Consider the following 21309-nt stretch of genomic DNA (forward strand, 5'->3'; position numbering starts at 1 on the left):
TGGTCTCCTCTCAATGCCCTACTTTCATATAAGCTTCTTCATCTACAATTAAAGTGACATTCTTGTGGTTTTTCAAGGCAGATGCCGGCATATTTTCGCTTGGCTCATCTTCTAATAGACTTTTGATTGCCGCTGCTTTCCTCTCACCTGAAGCAATTAAAATGACTTTTTCACTTTTTAAAATCGAACGAATCCCCATTGTAATCGCTTGTTTTGGAACATCCTCTAAGGAGTCAAAAAACCTAGCATTCGCTTTTCTGGTAGACTCTGCTAACTCTATGATGTGGGTTTCACTAGTAAAAGACGTTCCAGGTTCATTAAAACCAATATGCCCATTTTGACCAATCCCAAGCAGTTGCAAGTCAGGCGGGCCTACTTCTTCAATCAAACGTTCGTATCGCTCACATTCTTTGTCCTGATTGTTTGCTTTCCCATTAGGAATATACGTACGATCAGGATTAATATTAATTTCATCAAATAAATGTTGTCTCATAAAGAAATGATAGCTTTGAGGATCCGATTTGTCCAATCCGATATATTCATCCAAGTTCATTGTTGTCACTTGTTGATAATCAACAGCTCGCTTTTTATATCCTTTAATGAGTTCTTTGTAAGTTCCAAGTGGAGATCCCCCTGTTGCTAATCCTAGGACCGATTTCGGTTGATCATTTACTTGTTTTTCAATAAGTTCACATACTTTTTCACTTAATTCTTGATAGTCTTTCATGACAATAATTTTCATGCTGTGTCCTCCCTGCGATCGTGTGCAATTACTCCTCGACAAACCGTCATTACAACGCTATAATTCTCATCTAAAATCACTAGGTCTGCATCTTTTCCTTCAGTAATACTACCTTTCCGTTGATAAACTCCTAATTGGCGTGCAGCGTTTGTTGAAGTAATCTGTACGAGGTCCTCTATTTTAAGATTGGTATTCTGCTTCATATTTGCTACGGCTTCTTCTAAAGTTAAAATACTACCCGCTAATGTTCCATCAGATAAGCGCGCTTCCTTCCCCTTTACATTGACCTGTTGCCCCCCAAGGTCATAGGCACCTTCAGGAAGGCATTTTGCTCGCATTGCATCAGTAATTAAAATAGTCCGGTCTGCTTGAGTATGGTGGTAAGCCAACTGAACAGATTCTGGACGGGCATGAACGTGGTCAACGATCATTTCTACCATCAATTTTTCATTTAAAAAGGCCGCTCCAACAATACCGGGTTCACGATGATGCATTCCGCTCATTTGGTTGTACAAATGCGTGACGTGACGCGCACCTGATTGCACTGCCTCTGTCACTTGGTCGAAAGTAGCTTCACTATGCCCTATCGAAGCGACAATTCCTTTTTTACAAACATGTTTAATAAAATCTATTGCGCCAGAAATTTCAGGCGCTAAAGTAACCAGGCGAATATTATAGTCACTTGCTTGATTCCATTGATCAAAATGTTCTATAGAAGGAGGAGCAATGTGTTGTAGCGGTTGAGCTCCAGCCTTTTTTTTTGAAATAAACGGCCCTTCCAAGTGAATCCCTAACACTTCGGCCTGACCTGTTTCTTGCTGATTATTCATGTAGTTCCCAACATTTGTGACTGCTCGAGAAATATTTTCTTTTGATTGCGTCATCGTTGTAGCCAAAAAGCTAGTCGTCCCTTCTCTTGGCAAAATAGCCGCCATTCCCGCAATCGCTTCTTCACTGGCATCCATTACATCGTAGCCATCCGCTCCGTGAATATGACCATCGATAAATCCAGGCACAAGAGTCCAACTTTCTCCTTCTCCATCTATTGTTACATCCGCACCGCCTATTGGATGATGAGAGATAGCGAAGATTTTTCCGTCGTTGACCTGTATACAGCCTGAATTAATCGTTTCAGATTCTGTTACAATCGTTAGGTTAGTCCATTCGATACTACCTGACATCGTATTCACTCCTTATCATCAACTTAGGGAGAAGCAATGTGCTTCTCCCTAAATATTTATTGGATCGTTATAACCCCTGTTTGACCTTCTGATTGCTTTCCTTGCTGATGAAGCGTTACCGATTCATTTTTTAGGTTAGTAAAAATAATCGGTGTCACCACAGAAGGAGCTTTACTTTTCACAAATTCAAGGTCCACTCGGAGAAGAGGATCGCCTTGTTTAATAGACTGGCCAGCTTCTATTAACGTTTCGAACCCTTCACCATTTAGTTTGACAGTATCAAGTCCTACATGAAGAAGAATTTCCAATCCATTATCTGTTTCGAGTCCAATAGCATGTTTAGTCGGAAATACTTGAACCACTTTTCCGTCCACTGGTGAGCGGAAGGTATCTTCATCTGGGTCAATTGCAAAGCCAGGACCCATCATCCCTTGAGCAAACATCTCATCTGGAACTTCTTCAAGCGGCATGACAACACCAGAGTTTGGCATAACAAAATCATTCTCTTTTAGCTCGCGATTCCCTTGTTCCGTGTCTTTTTGTTTCGATTCTTCCTTTTCATTATCAATCGGAGGCGCTTGATTTCCTTGCTCCATCCGTTTTTTTATCGCTTCCGCCAAAAATTCTACAGAAGTTCCGACAATTACTTGAAGGTTCTGTTTGCCCATCTTCATGACGCCCCGTGCTCCGTATGACTTCAAAGCTTTTTCATTTACTTGGTCACGGTCCGCCATTTGTAAACGAAGTCTCGTTGTGCAGTAATCTAAGGACTTAATATTTTCGGGGCCACCAAGAGCTTCCAGGTAACGATAAGCTTTCACATCATTATCATCCGTTTCTTCACCAGACTGTTCAACTTCTGGTGTATTCTCATCGTCCTCATCATCACGGCCTGGAGTTTTTAAATCAAGCTTCGTAATTAGGAAGTAGAATACAACAAAATAGATCGCTGCAAAAACAACACCCATAACAATGAGCAATAATGGATTCTGGGCGATCCCATAGTTTAATGAATAGTCGATCAACCCTGCAGAGAATCCAAAGCCATGCCTAATATCTAACATAAAGGCCACAACCATAGAAAGACCTGTTAATAAAGCATGAACAAGATAAAGCAGTGGAGATAGGAACATAAAGGAAAACTCAATCGGTTCGGTAACCCCTGTTAAAAAGGAAGTTAGACCAATACTTAAAAGCATTCCTCCAACGGCTGATTTCTGATGTTTTTTCGCAGCTGCATACATAGCTAAACACGCTGCTGGCAAACCAAACATCATGATTGGGAAAAATCCAGCTAAGAAGTAACCTGCATCTGGATCGCCATTTAAGAAACGATTAATCTCGCCTCGGACAACTTCACCAGATCCGGTCGTAAAGGTACCAAAATCAAACCAAATTAAAGTATTCATAACGTGGTGTAAACCTACAGGAATAAACAAACGGTTTAGCACACCATAGACACCAACACCAAGCTCGCCAGCGTTCAATATCCAGTTTGCCGTGGCATCCAATGCATATTGTGGAAACACCCATAAATAACCAAAGGCAAAGGAAAGAATAACCATGACTAGTGAAGTAATAATCGGTACGAACCTTTTCCCGCCAAAGAACGATAGAAACTCTGGGAATTTCACATCATGGTAACGGTTGTATAACATCCCCGCAATCACACCAGCAATAATACCCGCAAATACTCCCATATTAATATCTTCATTAATCGCTTCAATTCCGCCTTCAAGAACTAAAACACCAACAGCTCCTGCTAGAGCAGCTGCTCCGCTTCCATCCTTCGCAAATCCCATCGCAATACCAATCGCGAAGATCAATGAAAGGTTTCCAAGGATTCCATTTCCTGCAGCCGTCACGAAAGGAATGTCAAGCATATCTTCCATGCCAAGGCGTACAAGAAGTGCAGCAGCCGGTAAAGTTGCAATTGGGAACATTAAGGATTTCCCAATTCTTTGTAAGAAATTCAACATAAAAAAGTCACCTCTTTATTCATAAATTCTAAAATGAAAACGTTTCATATTTGTACTGTATCACGAGGTTATATAGTTGTCTATACCATTTTTAAAAATATAGGTTGCCTTCCTCAGATCTTGTTGTTAATTAGTGTTACAAAAAACATTGATTTCTTTATTAGGCAAGTTACTTATCTTATTCCGTTAAAGCCCCAGACTGTGGAAGACTCAACTTCGAGACATTCCGGTGGTTTCCATTACAAAGGATGGCGTTAGAAGGTCCGGGAAATCACTCGCTTTCCCACCAGCCCTTTCTCCACACAATCATCTCGGAATCGAGTCTTCAACAATACTGCCTGATGATTGAATAAACTTCTTTCTCAACTTGGACAAATATATCAACATTAACTTTTACATAGCCAAAGTATAACTAATTTATATTTTACGAAAAGACTACAACTCATATAAGATAGATAATGTTATGTCTTATCAAGGAGGGATATTATGTTCGACCAACCGATAGAAAAGCAGGAAGAAACAACTGCACTATCAAAAACCCAACATGGCATTTTCCTATTCTCCATCTTTTGTTTTTGGTTTTCTACATATATTTATATTCCGACATTTGGAGTGTACTTGGAAGACACTGGCCTGAATTACTCTGCCATTGGCATCATTTTAGGCGCTTACGGGATTTCTCAAGTCCTGCTTCGTTTACCACTTGGTGTATTCTTGGAGTGGCTTGACAGTTCAAAAAAGAAGTGGCTTATTTTCGGTTTTATCATGGCTATAGTTAGCGGGATTCTTCTTGTTTATTCTGAATCTTTTTCTCTCATACTCATAGCCAGACTTCTTGCCGGTGTTACAGCTTCAATGTGGGTAATGGCTACCATTATGTATGGACAGTATTTCCCAGTGTATAAAAGCACGAAAGCTATGAGCACCATGCAATTCATTACTGTTTTCACTCAGTTCATCAGCATGGTTCTTTGCTCGGTTCTTATCCAGTGGTATGGATGGACTTTCCCATTTTGGATTGCTACCTTAACAGCGGTGTTAGGGGCGGCCTTGTTACTATTTGTCCCTGAAGTTAGAAGGCCAACATCACGAAACACCTCCTCCTACTGGAACATCTGTAAGAAAACGTTCAAAGTGAAAAATTTAATGAATATTTCTATTTTATCCATTATTGGCCATGCTATTCTTTTTATTACTATCTTTGGTTTTTCACCAATCTATGTCGTAAATCTTGGTTATGGTGAACAAGCGATTACGTGGATCGTTTATGCTTTTTTTATCCCGCATGCGCTCGCATCGTTGGGATTAGCCTTTTATAGTTTGGATCCAGCTTACAATCGAGCAGCATTAATTATTAGCTTTGCTTTCTCTAGTCTATGTTTAGCTGTTCTCTCTGGGACAGACTCGATTGCGCTCGTACTTTTATCCCATGTTGGTGTCGGATTAGCTCTTGGTTTTGTATTGCCCATCTTACTTGGTGAGGCTGCTTCACTTGGCTCTTCAGACATGAAACTTCCAACGATGGGTTTCTATCAATCCTTGTATGCGATAGGAATCTTCCTAGGACCTATTGTGGCAGGAGAAATTGCGGCACGCGCTGACTTAGAGGCTGTCTTTTACTTTGCAACAAGTCTTTCTGTCATCGCTATTCTTGTATTGATATTAGGAAATTACGCGTCTTCTTCTAAAGCCAATTAAACGCAAAAAAAGCTGTGAGATCAACTTAGATCCACAGCTTCACTTTTATAAAACTATTTACTTTTCAGCTATTCCTGCGAATTAATTTATACGTACCTATCCCCTTTGCCAGTAGCTGCCCTTGATGATCATATAATTCACCTTCAGCCGTTACGGTTCGATACCCTTGCTGCAAAATTCTTCCCTTTGCCGAAACATCTCCATTAGAGATAGGGGCTAAGTAATTGATATTAAGGTTCATTGTGGTACAACGTGTCTTCGTTGTCGAACGTATGGCCATGCCTAAGATTAGGTCGAGCATTGTCGCATGAACCCCTCCGTGCAAGGTTCCATTAACATTTAATAGTTGTTCTTTTATAGGAAGATTAAGAAGCACGTTCCCTTCCTCAAATTCAACAATTTCAAAACCTATATGCGAGAAAAACGGACTAGCTTCAAAGCTTTCTCGTACCTCATCTATTACCTTGGTCAAGTTAACGTCACCCCTTTATTTCCCTTGAAAATTTGCTTTGCGTTTCTCTAGGAAAGCTTGCGTTCCCTCGTTTTTGTCCTCCGAATTAAACAAAATTGCCTGGGACAGTTTCTCAATCATTAATCCTGTTTTCATATCTGTTTCCGTCCCCATATGGACAGAAAGTTTCGCCAGTTTTACTGCTAAAGGTCCTTTAGCTAAAATCTGTGATGCTACTTCTTCTACTTTAGTAGCTAAATCTTCAGGCGCTACTGCCTCGGAAACTAATCCAAATTGAACAGCTTCTTGAGCATTCATCATTTTCCCTGTTAAAATCATTTCTAGAGCTTTCCCTTTTCCCACCAACCTTGCTAGTCTTTGGGTTCCACCGGCACCTGGAATAATGGAAAGAGTCAGCTCTGGTAATCCCAGTTTTGCATTGGTCGATGCAATTCGAATATCACACGCCATCGCCAATTCACAACCCCCTCCAAGCGCGTATCCATTAATCATAGCAATCGTTGGTTTGTCATAGCTCTCAATCATGTCGTAAACGTACTGCATTCCCTTAGGATCTAGAGCATCTACCGCGGATTTTTCGTTTAGCTGTTGAATATCAGCACCTGCAGCAAAAGACTTTTCTCCTTCACCTGTAAAAACTACTGCTCCTACTGATTTTTCATTAGTTAGTAGATTTAGCGCATCAACGATTTCATCCAGCGTTTCTTTGTTTAGTGCGTTACGTACTTCTGGACGGTTAATCGTAATGTAAGCCAACTCTTTCTTAGTAGTTACATCGATATTTTGATAATTCACCTTATCATTCCTTTCGATTAAATGGATTATTTAGAGGAAAGTACTTTAAAAGTTCCGACTCCTTTGGCAACGATGTTCTTCATTTTGTCGACAACCACTCCTTCTCCTGTAATCATTTTCTCATCCTTATAAGTAATCGAAGCAAAAGCTGTATAGGCTCCCTTATTTGTTAGGTCAAAAAAGTTCATATTAAGATTCACCGTAGTCGTCGGATTTCCCATCTCGCTACTAATTGTAGAACCAACTACAATATCTAGCATACTTGCAAACACACCTGCCGGGATCGTTCCATCTTCGCTCAGCACCTTCTCTTTAATATTAAGCTCTAGCTTGATAGGTTGATTTTCACCTTTATACTTCTGATACCCGATATAGTCAAAAAAAGAAGAGTGATTGTTCATTCGTAAATATCCCCCAAAGCTATCCTGTTTTCTTAATACCAATTAAACTTGTTCAATCATCATCGCCATCCCTTGACCACCACCAGCACATAAGGTGGCAATACCTAAAGATTCCTTTTTTCTTTTCATCTCATGGATTAATGTTGTGATGATTCTTGCCCCACTCGCACCAACCGGATGACCAAGTGCTATTGCACCGCCATTAACGTTCACTTTTTCTGGATCCAAAGAGAGCTCTCGAATGACTGCCAGCGCTTGGGCTGCGAATGCCTCATTTAACTCAACAAGCCCAATATCTTCCACTTGTTTAGACGTTCTTTCTAATAATTTTTTCACAGCAGGTACAGGACCGATCCCCATAACCTCAGGTGAAACACCGGATGTGGCCCAATCAATAATTTTTGCAACTGGTTGAAGACCTAACGCTTTAGCCTGAGATGCTTTCATAATTACGAGCGCTGTTGCACCGTCATTTCGTCCACACGCATTTCCTGCAGTTACCGTGCCATTCTCTTTAAAAGCAGTACGTAAAGATGAAAGTTTTTCAATGGTTGTTTGCGGACGAGGGTGTTCATCAGTATCAACAACAAACGATTTCCTTTTCTCATGTACTTCTACAGGAACAATTTCCTCTTTAAACCTACCTTCATTAATCGCCTGGAATGCTCTTTTTTGACTTTCAATAGCAAATGAATCTTGATCTTCTCTTGAAACATTGTATTGCTCAGCAACATTTTCGGCAGTCATACCCATCCCAAGATTTCCCCCATAAATTTCCTTGGGTTGTTGACCGGCTTCTGAGTTAGAATCTACTAACTCTGTTTTGTCACCGCCAAATCTTGAGTTTCTAAGATAGATAGGGGAACGACTCATACTTTCTGTTCCACCAGCCACGACTATCTCCGCCTGATTAAAAGCAATTTGTTGAACAGCCGAAGCCACAGCTTGCATCCCCGATGCACACAAACGATTAATTGTATAAGCAGGGGCTGACTCTGGTATCCCTGCACGTAAGGCAGCTACTCTAGCAACATTAGAAGATTCAGTAGTTTGTCTGACTTCGCCTAGAATAGCTTCATCTATTTGGTCTGGTGATACCCCCGCTCGATTGATCGATTCTTTAATAGCAATAGAGGCTAAATGTCCTGATGATAACCCTTTTAATGAGCCACCGTATCCGCCAATAGGCGTCCTGACAGCACTAACAATAACAAAATCATCTTTCATCGGTTAACCTCCTTTAGAATCTAGCTATACTCTTTTTTCAACTGGCCAGATATAATGTTTTTTTGAATTTCAGACGTTCCTTCATAAATCCTAGTAATTCGCGCATCGCGGAAAAATCGTTCAATTGGATAATCAGCAATATATCCGATCCCTCCATGAACTTGGACTGCTTTATCGGCGACCCGATTATAGACTTCTGATCCATATAGCTTCAGCATCGCTGCTTCTTTAATTACCTTTTTCCCTTCATCTACCATCCAGGCCACACGATAAGTGAAAGACCTTAGGGCTTCAATCTCAACCGCCATCTCCGAAACCATATGGGCAACTGCCTGATGTTCAATAATAGGAACACCAAACTGCTCCCTTTCTTGAACAAACTGCATCGATAAATCCAGCAGTTTTTGACATGACCCTAAATTTCTTGCAGCCAATCCTGCTCGGCCATTCGTCAGAATTTTTAAGGCGTTAACATAGCCTTCACCTTCGACTCCTAACACATTCTCTACAGGAACTTCGCAGTCTTCCATAATTATTTCTGCTGACTGAGATCCGTGTAAGCCCATTTTCGGCTCCACCGCACCCACTTGAAAGCTGGGAAAGTCCTTTTCAACTATGAATGACGTAATTCCTTTTGAACCTTTACTTGCATCCGTTACAGCCATAACTGTGAAAATGTCTGCGTCTGTGGCGTTAGTAATGTAATGCTTTGTTCCGTTTAATAGATAATGGTCACCCTGTTTCACGGCGGTTGTTCTTAAATTTGTTGCATTAGACCCAGCACTTGGTTCCGTGAGTGCAAATGCCCCAATCGTTTCTCCACTTGCCAACGCCGGTAAGTATTTTTTCTTTTGAGCTTCATTTCCTAGTTCTACAATTCCTACCGTTCCAATACCTGTATGTGCGCCAATTAATGTTGTATAACCATTGTGGGTTGCCCCTATTTCTTCATATAAAGCACACTTTCCTACCATTCCAATGCCTAATCCTCCGTAAGCTTCCGGAATACTAAGACCAAACAGTCCCATTGCTTTGGACATTTCTAGAATACGATCAGGGATTCTGTCCTCTTTTTCAATCTCCATGGCCACCGCTTCTACTTCTGTTTGTATGAAATCACGAACGTTCTTTTTCAAAAACTGTATGTCTTCCTCGAAATTAAAATCCAACGGTTTCACTCCCTTTACGAATAGTTGTAAAATCCCCTGCCCGTTTTCTTACCTAAATGACCTGCCTTCACATACTTCGTCAAGATCGGACAAGGGCGGTATTTTTCACCTAACGTTTGATGTAAATATTCCATGTTGCGCAGCCTTGTATCTAAACCAACTAAATCTGCTAATTCCAATGGTCCCATCGGATGATTTAACCCTAGTTTCATCGCTTTATCGATATCTTCAACAGATCCAACACCTTCCATTAGCATGTTCATCGCTTCATTACCGATATGACAATTCATTCGACTTACCGCAAACCCAGGGAATTCATTAATTCTGACACATTCCTTTCCAATCCTTTTACCGAACTGAAATGATTTTTCAATCGTTTCCTCAGACGTTTCCAAACCACAAATGACTTCGATTAGTTTCATCTTAGGTACCGGATTAAAAAAATGCAGAGCAATACATTGATTCGGACGATTGGTTTGTGCGGCAATTTCCGTAGGGCTCATCGTCGAAGTATTAGTTGCTAAGATGGCATGTTTAGGCGCATGCTTATCAAGCTCTTTAAAAATCTTCACCTTTAATTCCATAATTTCCAGGACAGCTTCAATGACTAAATCAGCATTTTGTACCGCCTCTTCCATGCTGATGGAATAATGAATATTCCCTCTCCTAATCATCGCTTCTTCCTCGGTTATTTTTCCTTTCTGAACACTTTTTTGAAATTGCTCTTCAATATATTGCTTGCCATCTTCCAAAGTTTCCTTATTAATGTCCTGAACGACAACTGGTAAATTTTCTAGCGCGCATGCAAAGGCGATTCCTCTGCCCATTGTTCCTGCACCAACAACAGTGATATTACCAATCACTGTTTAAACACCAACTTTCAACTTCTTGAACTCTTCCGTTAGCAAAGGAACCACTTCAAACAAATCTCCGACTATTCCATAATCAGCCACATTAAAAATGTTTGCTTCCGGGTCTTTATTAATAGCTACAATTGTTTTGGAATTCGACATTCCCGCTAAGTGCTGGATGGCTCCAGAAATCCCACAAGCTATATAAAGATCTGGTGTTACAACCTTCCCCGTTTGACCAATTTGCAGTGCATAATCACAGTATTCTGCATCACAGGCTCCACGTGAAGCTCCGACAGCGCCACCCAAAACATTAGCTAATTCATTTAATGGTTCAAACCCTTCTTCACTCTTCACACCTCTGCCTCCAGCAATTACAACTTTTGCTTCTGATAAATCTACTCCGTCCGTTGAATTACGGATAATTTCCTTAATCCGTGTGCGAAGGTCTTTAATCTCTACATTATTTACTGTTACTTCACCTGTACGATCTTCATTTTTTTTAAGGGGTTCAATATTATTCGGACGAATGGTTGCAAAAGCAATTCCTTCCTTAATTACTTTCTTTTCAAAGGCTTTCCCAGAATAAATCGGTCTTGTAAAAATAATTGTGTCTTCTTGTTGTTCAATACCTGTAACGTCAGATATTAGCCCTGTTCCTAACTTGCTTGCCAGTCGTGGTGCTAAGTCTTTACCTAAAGCTGTATGGGCAAAAATGATTCCCTCCGGCTTTTCTGTTTCGATCACGTTACCTAAGGCTTGTGTATAGCCGTCAGATGTATAGTTTTTTAGTTGCTCATCCTCAACAGTAATGACACGGTCCGCACCATAATGAATCATTTCATCAGACAACGATTGTACTGTTTCTCCTATCAACAGAGCTACAATTTCTCCGTCTCCAGCTATGGTTTTTGCAGCTGCAATGGTTTCAAAGGATACATTTCTTAAGTGATGATCACTAATCTCTCCTAGTACTAATACTTTTTTCATACGTGTTTGCCTCCTTTTTTAAATTACTTTTGCTTCCTTTTGTAGTAATGAAACTAATTCATTCACTTGTACGCTTACTTCACCTTCCAATACTCTTCCAGCTTGTTTTTCTAGAGGTAGATAGACTTCTATAGTTTTAGTCTTAGCTTCTACATCCTCTTCCTCAAGATCAAGATCATCAAGCTCCAACTCTTCAAGAGGCTTTTTCTTCGCCTTCATGATCCCTGGAAGGGAAGGATAACGAGGTTCATTTAGTCCTTGCTGTGCTGTGATTAGAAGGGGCAGTGATGTCTCAATAATCTCTTCATCTCCTTCAACATCACGGTTAATCGTTGCTTGTGTACCCTCTATTTCCAGGTTTGTAATCGTCGTAATATAAGGAATGCCAATAAATTCAGCCAGTCTTGGACCTACTTGACCAGATCCTTCATCAATAGCAACATTTCCTGCCAAAATGAGATCCACCTCTTTATCTTTAAAGTATTCTGATAATATCTTGGCTGTTGTGTAGGCATCACCATCTTCTAGATCATCCTCTGTATTTATTAAAACGGCTTTATCTGCTCCCATTGCTAAGGCAGTACGTAATTCCTTTGCTGCCTCTTCTTCACCTATCGTAACGACGGTCACTTCACCACCATGTTTATCCCTTAATTGAACAGCTTCCTCCACGGCATAGTCATCATATGGATTAATGATAAACTCAGCACTTTCTTCAACAATTTTTCCGTCTTGGATGACAATCTTTTCCTCAGTATCAAACGTTCGTTTTAGAATGACAAACAGATTCATAGTTGATCCTCCCTCGTATAAATAATTAATTAACTGTACTGATAAAAACCTTTTCCTGTTTTACGTCCAAGGTCACCTTTTTCCACTTTTTCTTCTATTAATTTTGCCGGTTTATCTTCCTCACTTCCGGTTTCCTGATAACGCTGCATCCTTACAAAATAGTTCACATCAATTCCAGTTAAATCCATTAATGCAAAAGGACCAATTGGATGGTTTAATGCTTTTGTGCACACCGTATCGATCTCTTCATGGGTTGCGTAACCATTTTCTAAAAGGAAGACGGCTTCATCCATTAACTTTCCAAGGATTCGATTAGCGATAAATCCGGAGATTTCTTTATTCAGCATGACAGGAACTTTCTTTATTCTCTCAACAAAGGTGAAAACTGTTTGAGCCGTTTCTTCAGACGTATGTGGTCCTTTAACTACTTCAACTAATTCCATGACCAAAGGAGGGTTGAAAAAATGCACGTTGCAAACCTTATCTGGATGTTTTACTACATCAGCGATTTTTGAGCTAACAATAGTCGAACTGTTGGTAGCAATAATCGTATGGTCTGGAGTCACTTCATCAATCTTTGAGAATAATTCCCTTTTTACGTCCAGCTTCTCTACTACTGCTTCTATGACGAGATCCACTTGATTAATAGAAGCTAGATTAGTATTAAAAGTTAAGCGTTCAAAAGCTTCTTCAACCTGGTACTCAGTAAGTTTTCCTTTCTGAATACGACGGTCCATGTGACCTTTCAGTGAATCCTTTGCTGTGGATAAACTCTCTTCTTCAATATCATTAAGAATGACGTGATAACCTTCTAGAGCACAGATCATAGCAATTTGTGAACCCATGGCGCCCGCACCAATGACAGCAACTTCCCGAATGGAATTTTCTTGCATTATTTTTTTCCTCCTTCAGTGATTTTTCTTTTTTCCTCTTCAACTAGTTTTCTTTTTAACAGTTTTCCAACAGTATTTCTTGGTAATTCGTTACAAATTTCGAATTGTTTAGGAACTTTATACCGTGTTAAGTTGCGGTAACAGTGTCCTTTTAACTCTTCAAAATCAATCGTACGTCCCTGCTTTGGCACAACAAATGCCTTGACTACTTCTCCGCTTTTCTCGTTTGGTATTCCAACGACAGCTGTTTCTTTCACATCAGGATGTTCATATAAAACGCTTTCAATTTCTTGCGGATAAATGTTAAAACCACCATTTATAATCATTTCTTTTTTTCTACCAACGATATAAAAGTAACCATCCTCGTCAGACATAGCTAAGTCTCCAGTATATAACCAACCACTTCTTAACGTTTGTTGTGTCTCTTCACTATTTAGCCAATACCCCTTCATGATCTGCGGTCCTTTGATTATTAACTCACCTACACAGTTTTCCGGTAATTCCCGGTTTTCTTCATCGACAATTTTACTGTCTGTCCCCGGAAGTGGTATGCCGATACTTCCGACTTTTCTAACGCCATTTGTTGGATTCCGATGGGTAGATGGAGAAGCTTCAGTTAATCCAAAACCTTCACCTATCACTGCTCCTGTTAATTTTTCAAAACTTTTAATAATCTCTACCGGCAAAGGAGCTGAACCACTTGAACAAAACTTCAAACAATGCAAACCATAAGATTCAACGTCAGGATGATTAACAAAGGCGTTATACATTCCAGGAACGCCAGGAAAAAAAGTCGGTTGATATTTTTTGATTTTCTCTAAAACATCGTCTACTTCAAATTTCTTAAATAACAGAAGGGATGCCCCAGTATAGATTCCTAGATTCATCGCACTAGTCATGGCGTACACATGATAGAGCGGGGTTGCTATAAGGACAACTTCTTTTCCAAAAAGCATGTTTTTTCCATACATGGCATGGCTTTGAATAACATTTGCCACAAGGTTAAAATGTGTTAGCATGGCTCCCTTCATTTTTCCAGATGTACCACCTGTATACTGGATAACTGCTACATCATCTTTAACGGAGATAGGTATTTCTTTTAGTAAAGGAGAAGAATTCTCTATTAAAAATTCTAGTGAACGATGATCGGTTGTATCAGCTCCCGCTATAAAAATATGGCTTAGCTTTTGAATATCGTTCACTTGATCTACGGTTTCCAAGTTATTCTTCTCTGCTACAAGGCAAGTAGTATTCGAGTCGCTTATAATTTGTAAAAGCTCACGTGCTGTATACCTCGGATTAATTTGGACGACAATCATCCCTAACCTCTGAGCAGCATAATAAGCAACAATGTAATCCGGATGATTAGAAATCATCAATCCAATTCTATCCTGTTTCACTAAGCCCATCTCATGCCAGGCCCCTGCCAGTCGATCAACCTTGTCCTTTAACTCTTGATAAGAGATTTGAATATCCTCTAAGATGATGGCTGTTCGACTTCCGTATTTCTCAACTGTCTGCTCTAATAGTGAATATAATGATACTTCAGGATAGTTTATCTTCTTCTCCATTTCCGATGGATATGCCTTATACCACTTTCGCTCTGCTAATTCATTCAACTAAAATTCTCCTCCTTTCTAAATTCCTTCCTATATGCTTTATTCCAGAACTCCAACCTCTTCATAGTATTTCTTTGCTCCTGGGTGTAAGTTTTCAGATTTAATCCCATCAAGTGCTGTTTCTATTGTAAAATATTTAGCTCTTTCAGGAATTTGATCTTCAAATGCCTCAATATTTTCCCAAAATAATTCAGTCAGATCGTATACATATTCATCTTCTATATCACTTCTTGCAGATAGCATTGTGACCATGGTATATGTTGGAATATCTTCATCAAGGTCTTTGTATGTTCCACCTGGAATTTCTCCCGAAGAGATCCCTAAGCCTTTTTCTTCTATACTGTTAAGCTTATCCTCGTCAATAGGTATGACCTTAATAGGTTTCGTTATTTCTATTTCTTGCAAAGCAGGGATAAACGGTGCCCCTCCGCCGACAAAAACTTCTACATTATTGTCTTTTAACATAGATGCTCCGTCTGAGTAATTACCATAGGAAACCTTACCTCCAGCTTCTTCAATTGTTTCTTCATCAATTTCGTATTCCTCCATCATCTTCCAAAATGCTACTGGTCCTCCCCCACCTTTTGGACCTAGAAAAATATGTTTATCTACTATGTCTTCAATTGCATTGATATCATCATTATCCGTTGTTGTAGCAATCGTTTGATAGACAGGGTACAAAGCTCCAATAGCTGAAACTTCCTCAAGTTGTTTTTCAAATCCATCTCCACCTTCAAGTGCGGATGTAAAATCTGATGTATAGTTTAATCCCATTTGAATATCTCCAACTTCTAGAGATTCAAGGTTCCCAGTTGACCCTCCCTCAATTTGTGATACATTCAATTTCGAAAATCCATCCATATAAACATCGATCATAACGGTCGTAATTGGATACCAACCCGATCCCATTGGTCCACTTCCAATTTTAAGAAACTCACTAGGTGCTTCCCGTTTATCACCAGAATCACTTGATGTTGTCTCACTACATGCCGTAAGCAATATCGAAAAAGATACCAGCAAAATTATACTTATAAATTTTTTTTTCATAAAAACATTCTCCTTTTTTAAGGCTGATCAATATCAACCGCTCATTTTTTGAGTTTTTTCAGGTACAAATGCTGTATATTTCTTTTGCCATATAATTAAAATAATCACAATAGAGAGACCAATTAAATCACCTATAACTCCTGGCATTACAAGGAAAATTGCACTAGCAAACATTAAAAGTCTTTTAACAATACCTAATGTTCCTAGAAAGTAATTTTCTAACGCCCCTGCAAAGAACAGACAGCTTAAAAAGGCACTGACTACCGCTATAGAAATACGAGTCGTGTCTCCTCCTTGTAGAAGTAACTCAGGATTATAGACAAATAGAAATGGAATAAAGAATCCACCTAATCCGATTTTTATTGCGTAAAGCGCGGTCTTGGTTGGATTTGACCCTGCGATTCCTGCAGTCGTATAAGCTGTAATAGCTACCGGAGGAGTTAAACCGGAAAGTACCCCAAAGTAAAATACAAACATATGAGCTGCAACGATGTTTACTCCAAGATCAACCAAAGCAGGAGCTCCTAGTACAGAAAGGATCACATAGGCAGAGACAGTTGGCATCCCCATTCCCATAATGATAGAGGCTGCAGCCACAAGGATTAACAATAGCAGCATATTTCCTCCTGCCACATCAATCACAAACCTGGAAAATGTAATCCCTAAACCTGTTAACGAAACAGCTCCAACAATAATCCCTGCCGTTGCACAAGCAGCTATCACAATAAGAGCATTTCTCGCTCCATTTTCAAGTGCAGCTAAAATATCTAGAAGATTCATTCTTGTTGCTTTACGGATCCAGCTTAATATAACCGTTGCCAAAATGGCATAAAAGCCAGATTTCATTGGACTATAACCGTAAATCATTAATCCAATAATAATCAGGATCGGTAAAAATAAATAACTTTGCTTTAATATAATTTGTTTAAGGTCTGGCAGCTGTTCCTTGGGGATACCTTCCATTTCTAAACGTTTGGCATGAAAATAAACAACCATCCCCGCTATAAAGAAATATACGATGGCTGGTATGAGTGCGTACAGTGCGAGAGTAATATAAGGAATACCCACACTCTCAGCCATTATAAATACAGACGCCCCCATAATTGGTGGCATTATTTGTCCACCTTGGGAGGCAACTGCCTCGACAGCAGCAGAAAATCTCTTGCTATATCCTAACTTCTTCATCAGTGGAATTGTGAAAGACCCTGTAATTGCAGCATTGGCAGCACCGTTCCCAGTAATAGTCGCTACTAGTGCACTTGATCCAACTGCAGATAAAGCAGGCCCACCAGTTTTATTTCCAAAAAGACCAAAAGCAAAGTTCGTAAAAAATTGTCCTCCCCCCGACTTCATTAAAAATGACCCAAAAATAACAAATAGTATTAACACAGTTGAACTTACATAGATTGGGGCACTGAATATACCAAGCGTACCGTTAAACATGTGATCAACCACTTTTTCATATCTTACGCCTGGATGTGCTAATGCCCCAGGGAAATACTGCCCTAGAAAGATATAAGCTAGAAAAAATACTCCAATCGCAGACATCAGTATCCCATTTGTTCTCCTAGTAGCCTCAAGTACAAGTGCGATAAAAGCAGTTCCAAAGATAAGATCACTGTTATTTATATTACCTTGGCGACTTTGAATAGCTTCCGCACCCGTTATCATATAAAAAGCTGTAACGATGGTCAGAAGAACGATTAGAATGTCCATGACTCCGAACTTTTTTCCCTTTTTGAACGGAAATAACAAAAAGATTAACAACATTGCCCATAAAACGTGCACACTTCTCTGTTGCCAAGAAGGTAGTGTCCCATAACCTGCTGTATAGACGTGAAAAATGGATAATCCAATGGCCAAGAAACTAATTATCAAAATAAGAATTCTAGAACCGTTCCACTTTTCTTTCCGACTTGTCCAAAGTTCTTCTACAAGTGCTGGTTTTTCCTTTATTGTAGTGTCCAGCTTTTGAGTGCTTGTCTTTTCAACTCCCATTCTCTTTCACCTCCTAGTTTTCTACTACTTATCCTCAGTTCAATACCACATGCATCTAATTTAAACTGAACAACATCACACCCATTGTTAGCGCTTTCAATTTTGTCAATGACTATTTATACAGTGACCGCTAATTCTCTTCTAAGATTTTTCTAGCAATGACCACTCGTTGAATTTCATTTGTACCTTCATAGATTTTTGTTATTCTTGCATCACGATAAAAGCGTTCAACAGGATATTCTCCAATGTAACCAATCCCGCCATGGATTTGAACCGCTTTATCTGCCACTTTATTAAATACCTCTGAAGCGAACAATTTAGCCATTGATGCTTCTTTGATCACTTTCTTTCCCTCGTCTACTTTTTCTGCAGCCATCATCGTTAACGTTCGTGCTGCTTCTGTTTCGGTAGCCATATCAGCTAACATCCATTGGATCCCTTGATTACTTGCAATCGGTTGACCAAATTGCACACGTTCTTTTGCATAGCTTGCTGAGAGTTCTATTAATTTATCACAAGATCCTACTGCTCTTGCTGCTAAACCGATACGTCCCTCTCCAAGTATCTTCAAAGCATTCATATAACCCATACCGACCTCACCAATGACATTCTCTTCCGGCACTATACAATTATCAAATATTACTTGAGCAGTATATGAACCTCTCAGCCCCATCTTTTTATCTTTTTTACCTACAGTGAGCCCCGGAAAATCCTTCTCAATTAGGAAAGCTGTAATTCCACCTTTGGCCCCTTTTTCCTTATCAGTTAAAGCAAATACGGTGAAAACATCAGCTACAGGGGCATTTGTAATAAAATGTTTGCTTCCATTAACAATCCATTGATCATCTTTCTTCTCAGCTTGGGTAGATAAATTAGTAGCATCTGATCCCGCTCCTGGTTCTGATAAGGCAAATGCAGCAATTTTATTACCAGCAGCCATATCTGGAAGATACTTTTGTTTCAAATCTTCCGAAGCAAGCTTAACTAATCCAGTACTTCCAATCCCTGTATGGGCACTAATTAGAGAAACAAAACCATTATGTGTCCTTCCGAGCTGTTCTAGTATCACAGCTTTTCCGACAGTGTTTAAACCAATGCCTCCATATTCTTCGGGAATGCTCATACCGAACAAACCAAGTTCTTTTGCTTTTTCTACCAAATGTTGTGGGATTTCATCTTCATCCTCGATCTGTTGGGCATATGGTTCCACCTCATTTTCTACAAAGTTTTTAATCATAGTTTTCATTTGTTGTAACTCATCTGTGACTGTAACTGTCATTTGAAATCATCCTTCCTTTTTATCTCTTCACTCTAACTATTGCAATATTCGTGCCAACATTATTTTTCACAACAGATAAACATAAAAAAAGCCTGTATTATACAAACTAAATAGTTCGGTTTTGGAGTATAAAAACATATTTAGAGGGTGGTAAAGAAAAACGCTTGGACATTTTAATATCCAAGCGTTTTTCTTTATATTTTCTTCTTCAACTAAAGCATCCTTTAGCTTCGAGAGATGTTGTTTCCGTTATGGTTGAAAGCGTTTGGAGGTCCGGGAAATCACTCGCTTTCCCGGACCTCCTTGCCATTGTGAGGCAGACGGAAACCTCAGTAACTGATTCTTCAAATTGTAGGCTATTCATAGATGAGAGTTTGCAACTGCACACTTGTTCCATATGAAGACGACTCATGGCAGTAGGGCCGTTCATTAAAAGCAAAGGATGTGTGAGAATCGAACCCCTTTCCTAGAAGGACTATCTTCCACTATCCGTGTTCTATTGCAATGAACCTCTCTATATCAAGGATTTTAATAGGACCGCCCGCTATCAAGATTTGCATGCAAACTTAAGAATGGCTGCCTTTTCTTGAAGTGGTATCGAGACACTTATATGGTAAAGGGGCGGAGGGAAACGGTGAGACTCCGATGGGATGTGCGGGACAGCTGAGACCCCACAGGACGAAGTCCGAGGAGGCTCAGCGCCCGCCCCATGGAAAGCGAGCCGTTTCCCGCAGCCCCTACATTCACACAAACATCTCGAATTCAAGCACAATCTCTGATTTTGTATGCTAATTTATATGTTAAATACCGATATTCCTTGTTATTTCATGTTTTGTACTCGAAAACTGAACCCGTTATATGCAGACTTCACCCTTTACTTAAAAGGAGGAGATAATAATTCTTATTTAAAATTTAGAGATTAAGCAAGAATTATTTTTGCAATTTTAAAATAATTCAAAAACGAATCAAAATAAACGATAATCAGGCATTTTTTGATTCATTTTTAAATTAACCGATACAATTATGAATCATGTAGTTAGTTCTCTTCTCCTATTCAACTATCGTTTCCTTATGTGGAAGTAGACAGCTGTATGACCTGTAATGGAATGGTTGGCTTTCTCTAAACCCTTTCTCTGTTTCTAACAACGGAACCATTTATTCCAGTTAACTTTAACCTCATTTGGTGATCTAACTTCTCATACGTCGCTTGTTAATAACAGAAAGCTATATACAATCATCTTACTAATCGCGTATATCATCACTTCGATGCTTGATGATTAATAAAATTAAGGATACTATAAATGGATTGAAGTGTAGGTGTGGAAATTCCAAGGTCACTCGCTTGCCTGACGATCGAACCACACATTGATTCAACTTCCATACTTTTTCCTTTAAGACGATCTTGCAGCATCGATGTTTGATGATCTCTGGCAAGTTCTGCATGACTGAAAATGGTTGATATTGTTGTTTCGGGGACAACATTAATTCCCTTTTTAATGGCAACTTGTACTACTTCAGAACATGCAGATGATGCTGTTTTTCTTAAAGGTTCATCATCTAAGATTTCCCCAACTCGAGCACCTGAAGCTGCTGAAAGTGGATTAAACGTGACATTCCATAGAAGTTTGTTCCATTTTTTCTCGAGAATGTTGGATGAATGTATTGTTTCTATTCCGGCCTTTTGAAATTGTTCTATAATAGCTAAGCATTCTTCCGTTGTTGATGGGTCTAACTCTCCTAAAACAAGTTTCACTCTCCCTTGTTGGCGGACCTTTCCTGGTGCATCCACAAAAGCTTGTACATAAGTAACGACAGATAGGATCCGATCGATATCAAAAAAATCTTTTAACAATTCTTCATTATCGACGCCATTCTGCATTGTTATAATAAGCGCGTTCTTCTTCAATATAGGACGTAGTTGGTTGGCCATGCTTGTTGTGTCGTTTGATTTAACACAAAATAATACTATGTCTGATTGAGCTAAATCACTTGGTTGATCAGTGAAACGATTAGTAATATGTAGGTTATCCTTTTCTCTATTAATGAACAGTCCATCCTTTTTCATGACATCAAAATGGTTACCCCTGGCCAAAAAAGTCACATGATGTCCTGCATTTTGTAACAGTCCGCCAAAAAAACAACCAACTGCACCTGCGCCTGCAATTCCTACGTTCAT

The 21309-nt window shown here is 39.5% G+C and carries 18 protein-coding genes; 1 reads left to right on the forward strand and 17 read right to left on the reverse strand.

Going from position 1 to position 21309, the window contains the following annotated elements; translation table 11 throughout:
* Positions 1–10: 10 nt before the first annotated feature.
* The 3 genes from nagB to nagE are packed head-to-tail and all read right to left on the reverse strand — an operon-like array spanning position 11 to position 3902.
* Entirely contained in the window at positions 11–742 is a 732-nt protein-coding gene (nagB, locus tag ACFQIC_RS09670) for a glucosamine-6-phosphate deaminase (RefSeq protein ID WP_204708054.1), read from the reverse strand.
* The gene (nagA, locus tag ACFQIC_RS09675; protein WP_204708055.1) at positions 739–1923 is read right to left on the reverse strand and encodes an N-acetylglucosamine-6-phosphate deacetylase; all 1185 of its coding nucleotides are present in this window, start codon (positions 1921–1923) and stop codon (positions 739–741) included. The genes nagB and nagA overlap by 4 nt, the downstream gene beginning before the upstream one ends.
* 56 nt (positions 1924–1979) lie before the next feature.
* Positions 1980–3902 carry an N-acetylglucosamine-specific PTS transporter subunit IIBC gene (gene nagE / locus ACFQIC_RS09680; protein WP_204708056.1) on the reverse strand — a complete coding sequence of 641 codons (1923 nt, stop codon included), beginning with the start codon at positions 3900–3902 and terminating at the stop codon, positions 1980–1982.
* A gap of 486 nt (positions 3903–4388) precedes the next feature.
* On the opposite strand from nagE, the gene ACFQIC_RS09685 reads away from it, so the two are divergent.
* A complete protein-coding gene (locus ACFQIC_RS09685) occupies positions 4389–5600 on the forward strand; it encodes an MFS transporter (protein ID WP_204708057.1) in 1212 nt (403 codons plus the stop codon).
* Between the two features lie 64 nt (positions 5601–5664).
* Here the strand turns inward: ACFQIC_RS09685 and ACFQIC_RS09690 are convergent, their stop codons facing one another.
* The 14 genes from ACFQIC_RS09690 to ACFQIC_RS09755 all read right to left on the reverse strand — a co-directional run bounded on the left by ACFQIC_RS09690 (position 5665) and on the right by ACFQIC_RS09755 (position 21309).
* Positions 5665–6072 (reverse strand): PaaI family thioesterase, encoded by a 408-nt coding sequence (locus tag ACFQIC_RS09690; protein ID WP_204708058.1) that lies wholly within the window; start codon positions 6070–6072, stop codon positions 5665–5667.
* 15 nt (positions 6073–6087) lie between these two features.
* Positions 6088–6867 carry an enoyl-CoA hydratase/isomerase family protein gene (locus tag ACFQIC_RS09695; RefSeq protein WP_204708059.1) on the reverse strand — a complete coding sequence of 260 codons (780 nt, stop codon included), beginning with the start codon at positions 6865–6867 and terminating at the stop codon, positions 6088–6090.
* Between the two features lie 26 nt (positions 6868–6893).
* Positions 6894–7310, reverse strand: a complete 417-nt coding sequence (locus tag ACFQIC_RS09700; protein WP_390217066.1) for a PaaI family thioesterase — start codon at positions 7308–7310, stop codon at positions 6894–6896.
* On the reverse strand, positions 7311–8495 hold the full coding sequence (locus ACFQIC_RS09705) for a thiolase family protein (RefSeq protein ID WP_204708061.1): 1185 nt from the start codon (positions 8493–8495) through the stop codon (positions 7311–7313).
* 20 nt (positions 8496–8515) lie between these two features.
* Positions 8516–9664 carry an acyl-CoA dehydrogenase family protein gene (locus tag ACFQIC_RS09710; RefSeq protein WP_204708062.1) on the reverse strand — a complete coding sequence of 383 codons (1149 nt, stop codon included), beginning with the start codon at positions 9662–9664 and terminating at the stop codon, positions 8516–8518.
* Positions 9665–9678: 14 nt separating this feature from the next.
* A complete protein-coding gene (locus ACFQIC_RS09715) occupies positions 9679–10524 on the reverse strand; it encodes a 3-hydroxyacyl-CoA dehydrogenase family protein (protein WP_204708246.1) in 846 nt (281 codons plus the stop codon).
* Positions 10525–10530: 6 nt separating this feature from the next.
* Entirely contained in the window at positions 10531–11505 is a 975-nt protein-coding gene (locus tag ACFQIC_RS09720) for an electron transfer flavoprotein subunit alpha/FixB family protein (RefSeq protein WP_204708063.1), read from the reverse strand.
* An 18-nt stretch (positions 11506–11523) separates the two neighbouring features.
* A complete protein-coding gene (locus ACFQIC_RS09725; protein ID WP_204708064.1) occupies positions 11524–12297 on the reverse strand; it encodes an electron transfer flavoprotein subunit beta/FixA family protein in 774 nt (257 codons plus the stop codon).
* 29 nt (positions 12298–12326) lie between these two features.
* The gene (locus tag ACFQIC_RS09730) at positions 12327–13190 is read right to left on the reverse strand and encodes a 3-hydroxyacyl-CoA dehydrogenase family protein (RefSeq protein WP_204708065.1); all 864 of its coding nucleotides are present in this window, start codon (positions 13188–13190) and stop codon (positions 12327–12329) included.
* A complete protein-coding gene (locus ACFQIC_RS09735) occupies positions 13190–14809 on the reverse strand; it encodes a long-chain-fatty-acid--CoA ligase (protein WP_204708066.1) in 1620 nt (539 codons plus the stop codon). Before ACFQIC_RS09735 ends, ACFQIC_RS09730 begins: the two co-directional genes overlap by 1 nt.
* Positions 14810–14848: 39 nt before the next feature.
* Positions 14849–15856: a TAXI family TRAP transporter solute-binding subunit gene (locus tag ACFQIC_RS09740; protein ID WP_204708067.1), complete on the reverse strand. Its 1008-nt coding sequence runs from the start codon at positions 15854–15856 to the stop codon at positions 14849–14851.
* A gap of 33 nt (positions 15857–15889) precedes the next feature.
* Entirely contained in the window at positions 15890–17854 is a 1965-nt protein-coding gene (locus ACFQIC_RS09745; RefSeq protein WP_204708068.1) for a TRAP transporter permease, read from the reverse strand.
* A gap of 130 nt (positions 17855–17984) precedes the next feature.
* The gene (locus ACFQIC_RS09750; RefSeq protein ID WP_204708069.1) at positions 17985–19133 is read right to left on the reverse strand and encodes an acyl-CoA dehydrogenase family protein; all 1149 of its coding nucleotides are present in this window, start codon (positions 19131–19133) and stop codon (positions 17985–17987) included.
* A gap of 1258 nt (positions 19134–20391) precedes the next feature.
* On the reverse strand, positions 20392–21309 hold the full coding sequence (locus ACFQIC_RS09755; protein WP_204708070.1) for a ketopantoate reductase family protein: 918 nt from the start codon (positions 21307–21309) through the stop codon (positions 20392–20394).

Origin of the sequence: Halobacillus seohaensis (genome assembly GCF_042663045.1) — a bacterium.
GTDB lineage: Bacteria > Bacillota > Bacilli > Bacillales > Halobacillaceae > Halobacillus_A > Halobacillus_A seohaensis.

Coding starts and splice junctions, on each gene's coding strand:
- nagB (WP_204708054.1), bottom strand. CDS start 742: ATGAAAATTATTGTCATGAAAGACTATCAAGAATTAAGTGAAAAAGTA.
- nagA (WP_204708055.1), bottom strand. CDS start 1,923: ATGTCAGGTAGTATCGAATGGACTAACCTAACGATTGTAACAGAATCT.
- nagE (WP_204708056.1), bottom strand. CDS start 3,902: ATGTTGAATTTCTTACAAAGAATTGGGAAATCCTTAATGTTCCCAATT.
- ACFQIC_RS09685 (WP_204708057.1), top strand. CDS start 4,389: ATGTTCGACCAACCGATAGAAAAGCAGGAAGAAACAACTGCACTATCA.
- ACFQIC_RS09705 (WP_204708061.1), bottom strand. CDS start 8,495: ATGAAAGATGATTTTGTTATTGTTAGTGCTGTCAGGACGCCTATTGGC.
- ACFQIC_RS09720 (WP_204708063.1), bottom strand. CDS start 11,505: ATGAAAAAAGTATTAGTACTAGGAGAGATTAGTGATCATCACTTAAGA.
- ACFQIC_RS09725 (WP_204708064.1), bottom strand. CDS start 12,297: ATGAATCTGTTTGTCATTCTAAAACGAACGTTTGATACTGAGGAAAAG.
- ACFQIC_RS09730 (WP_204708065.1), bottom strand. CDS start 13,190: ATGCAAGAAAATTCCATTCGGGAAGTTGCTGTCATTGGTGCGGGCGCC.
- ACFQIC_RS09740 (WP_204708067.1), bottom strand. CDS start 15,856: ATGAAAAAAAAATTTATAAGTATAATTTTGCTGGTATCTTTTTCGATA.
- ACFQIC_RS09745 (WP_204708068.1), bottom strand. CDS start 17,854: ATGGGAGTTGAAAAGACAAGCACTCAAAAGCTGGACACTACAATAAAG.
- ACFQIC_RS09750 (WP_204708069.1), bottom strand. CDS start 19,133: ATGACAGTTACAGTCACAGATGAGTTACAACAAATGAAAACTATGATT.
- ACFQIC_RS09755 (WP_204708070.1), bottom strand. CDS start 21,309: ATGAACGTAGGAATTGCAGGCGCAGGTGCAGTTGGTTGTTTTTTTGGC.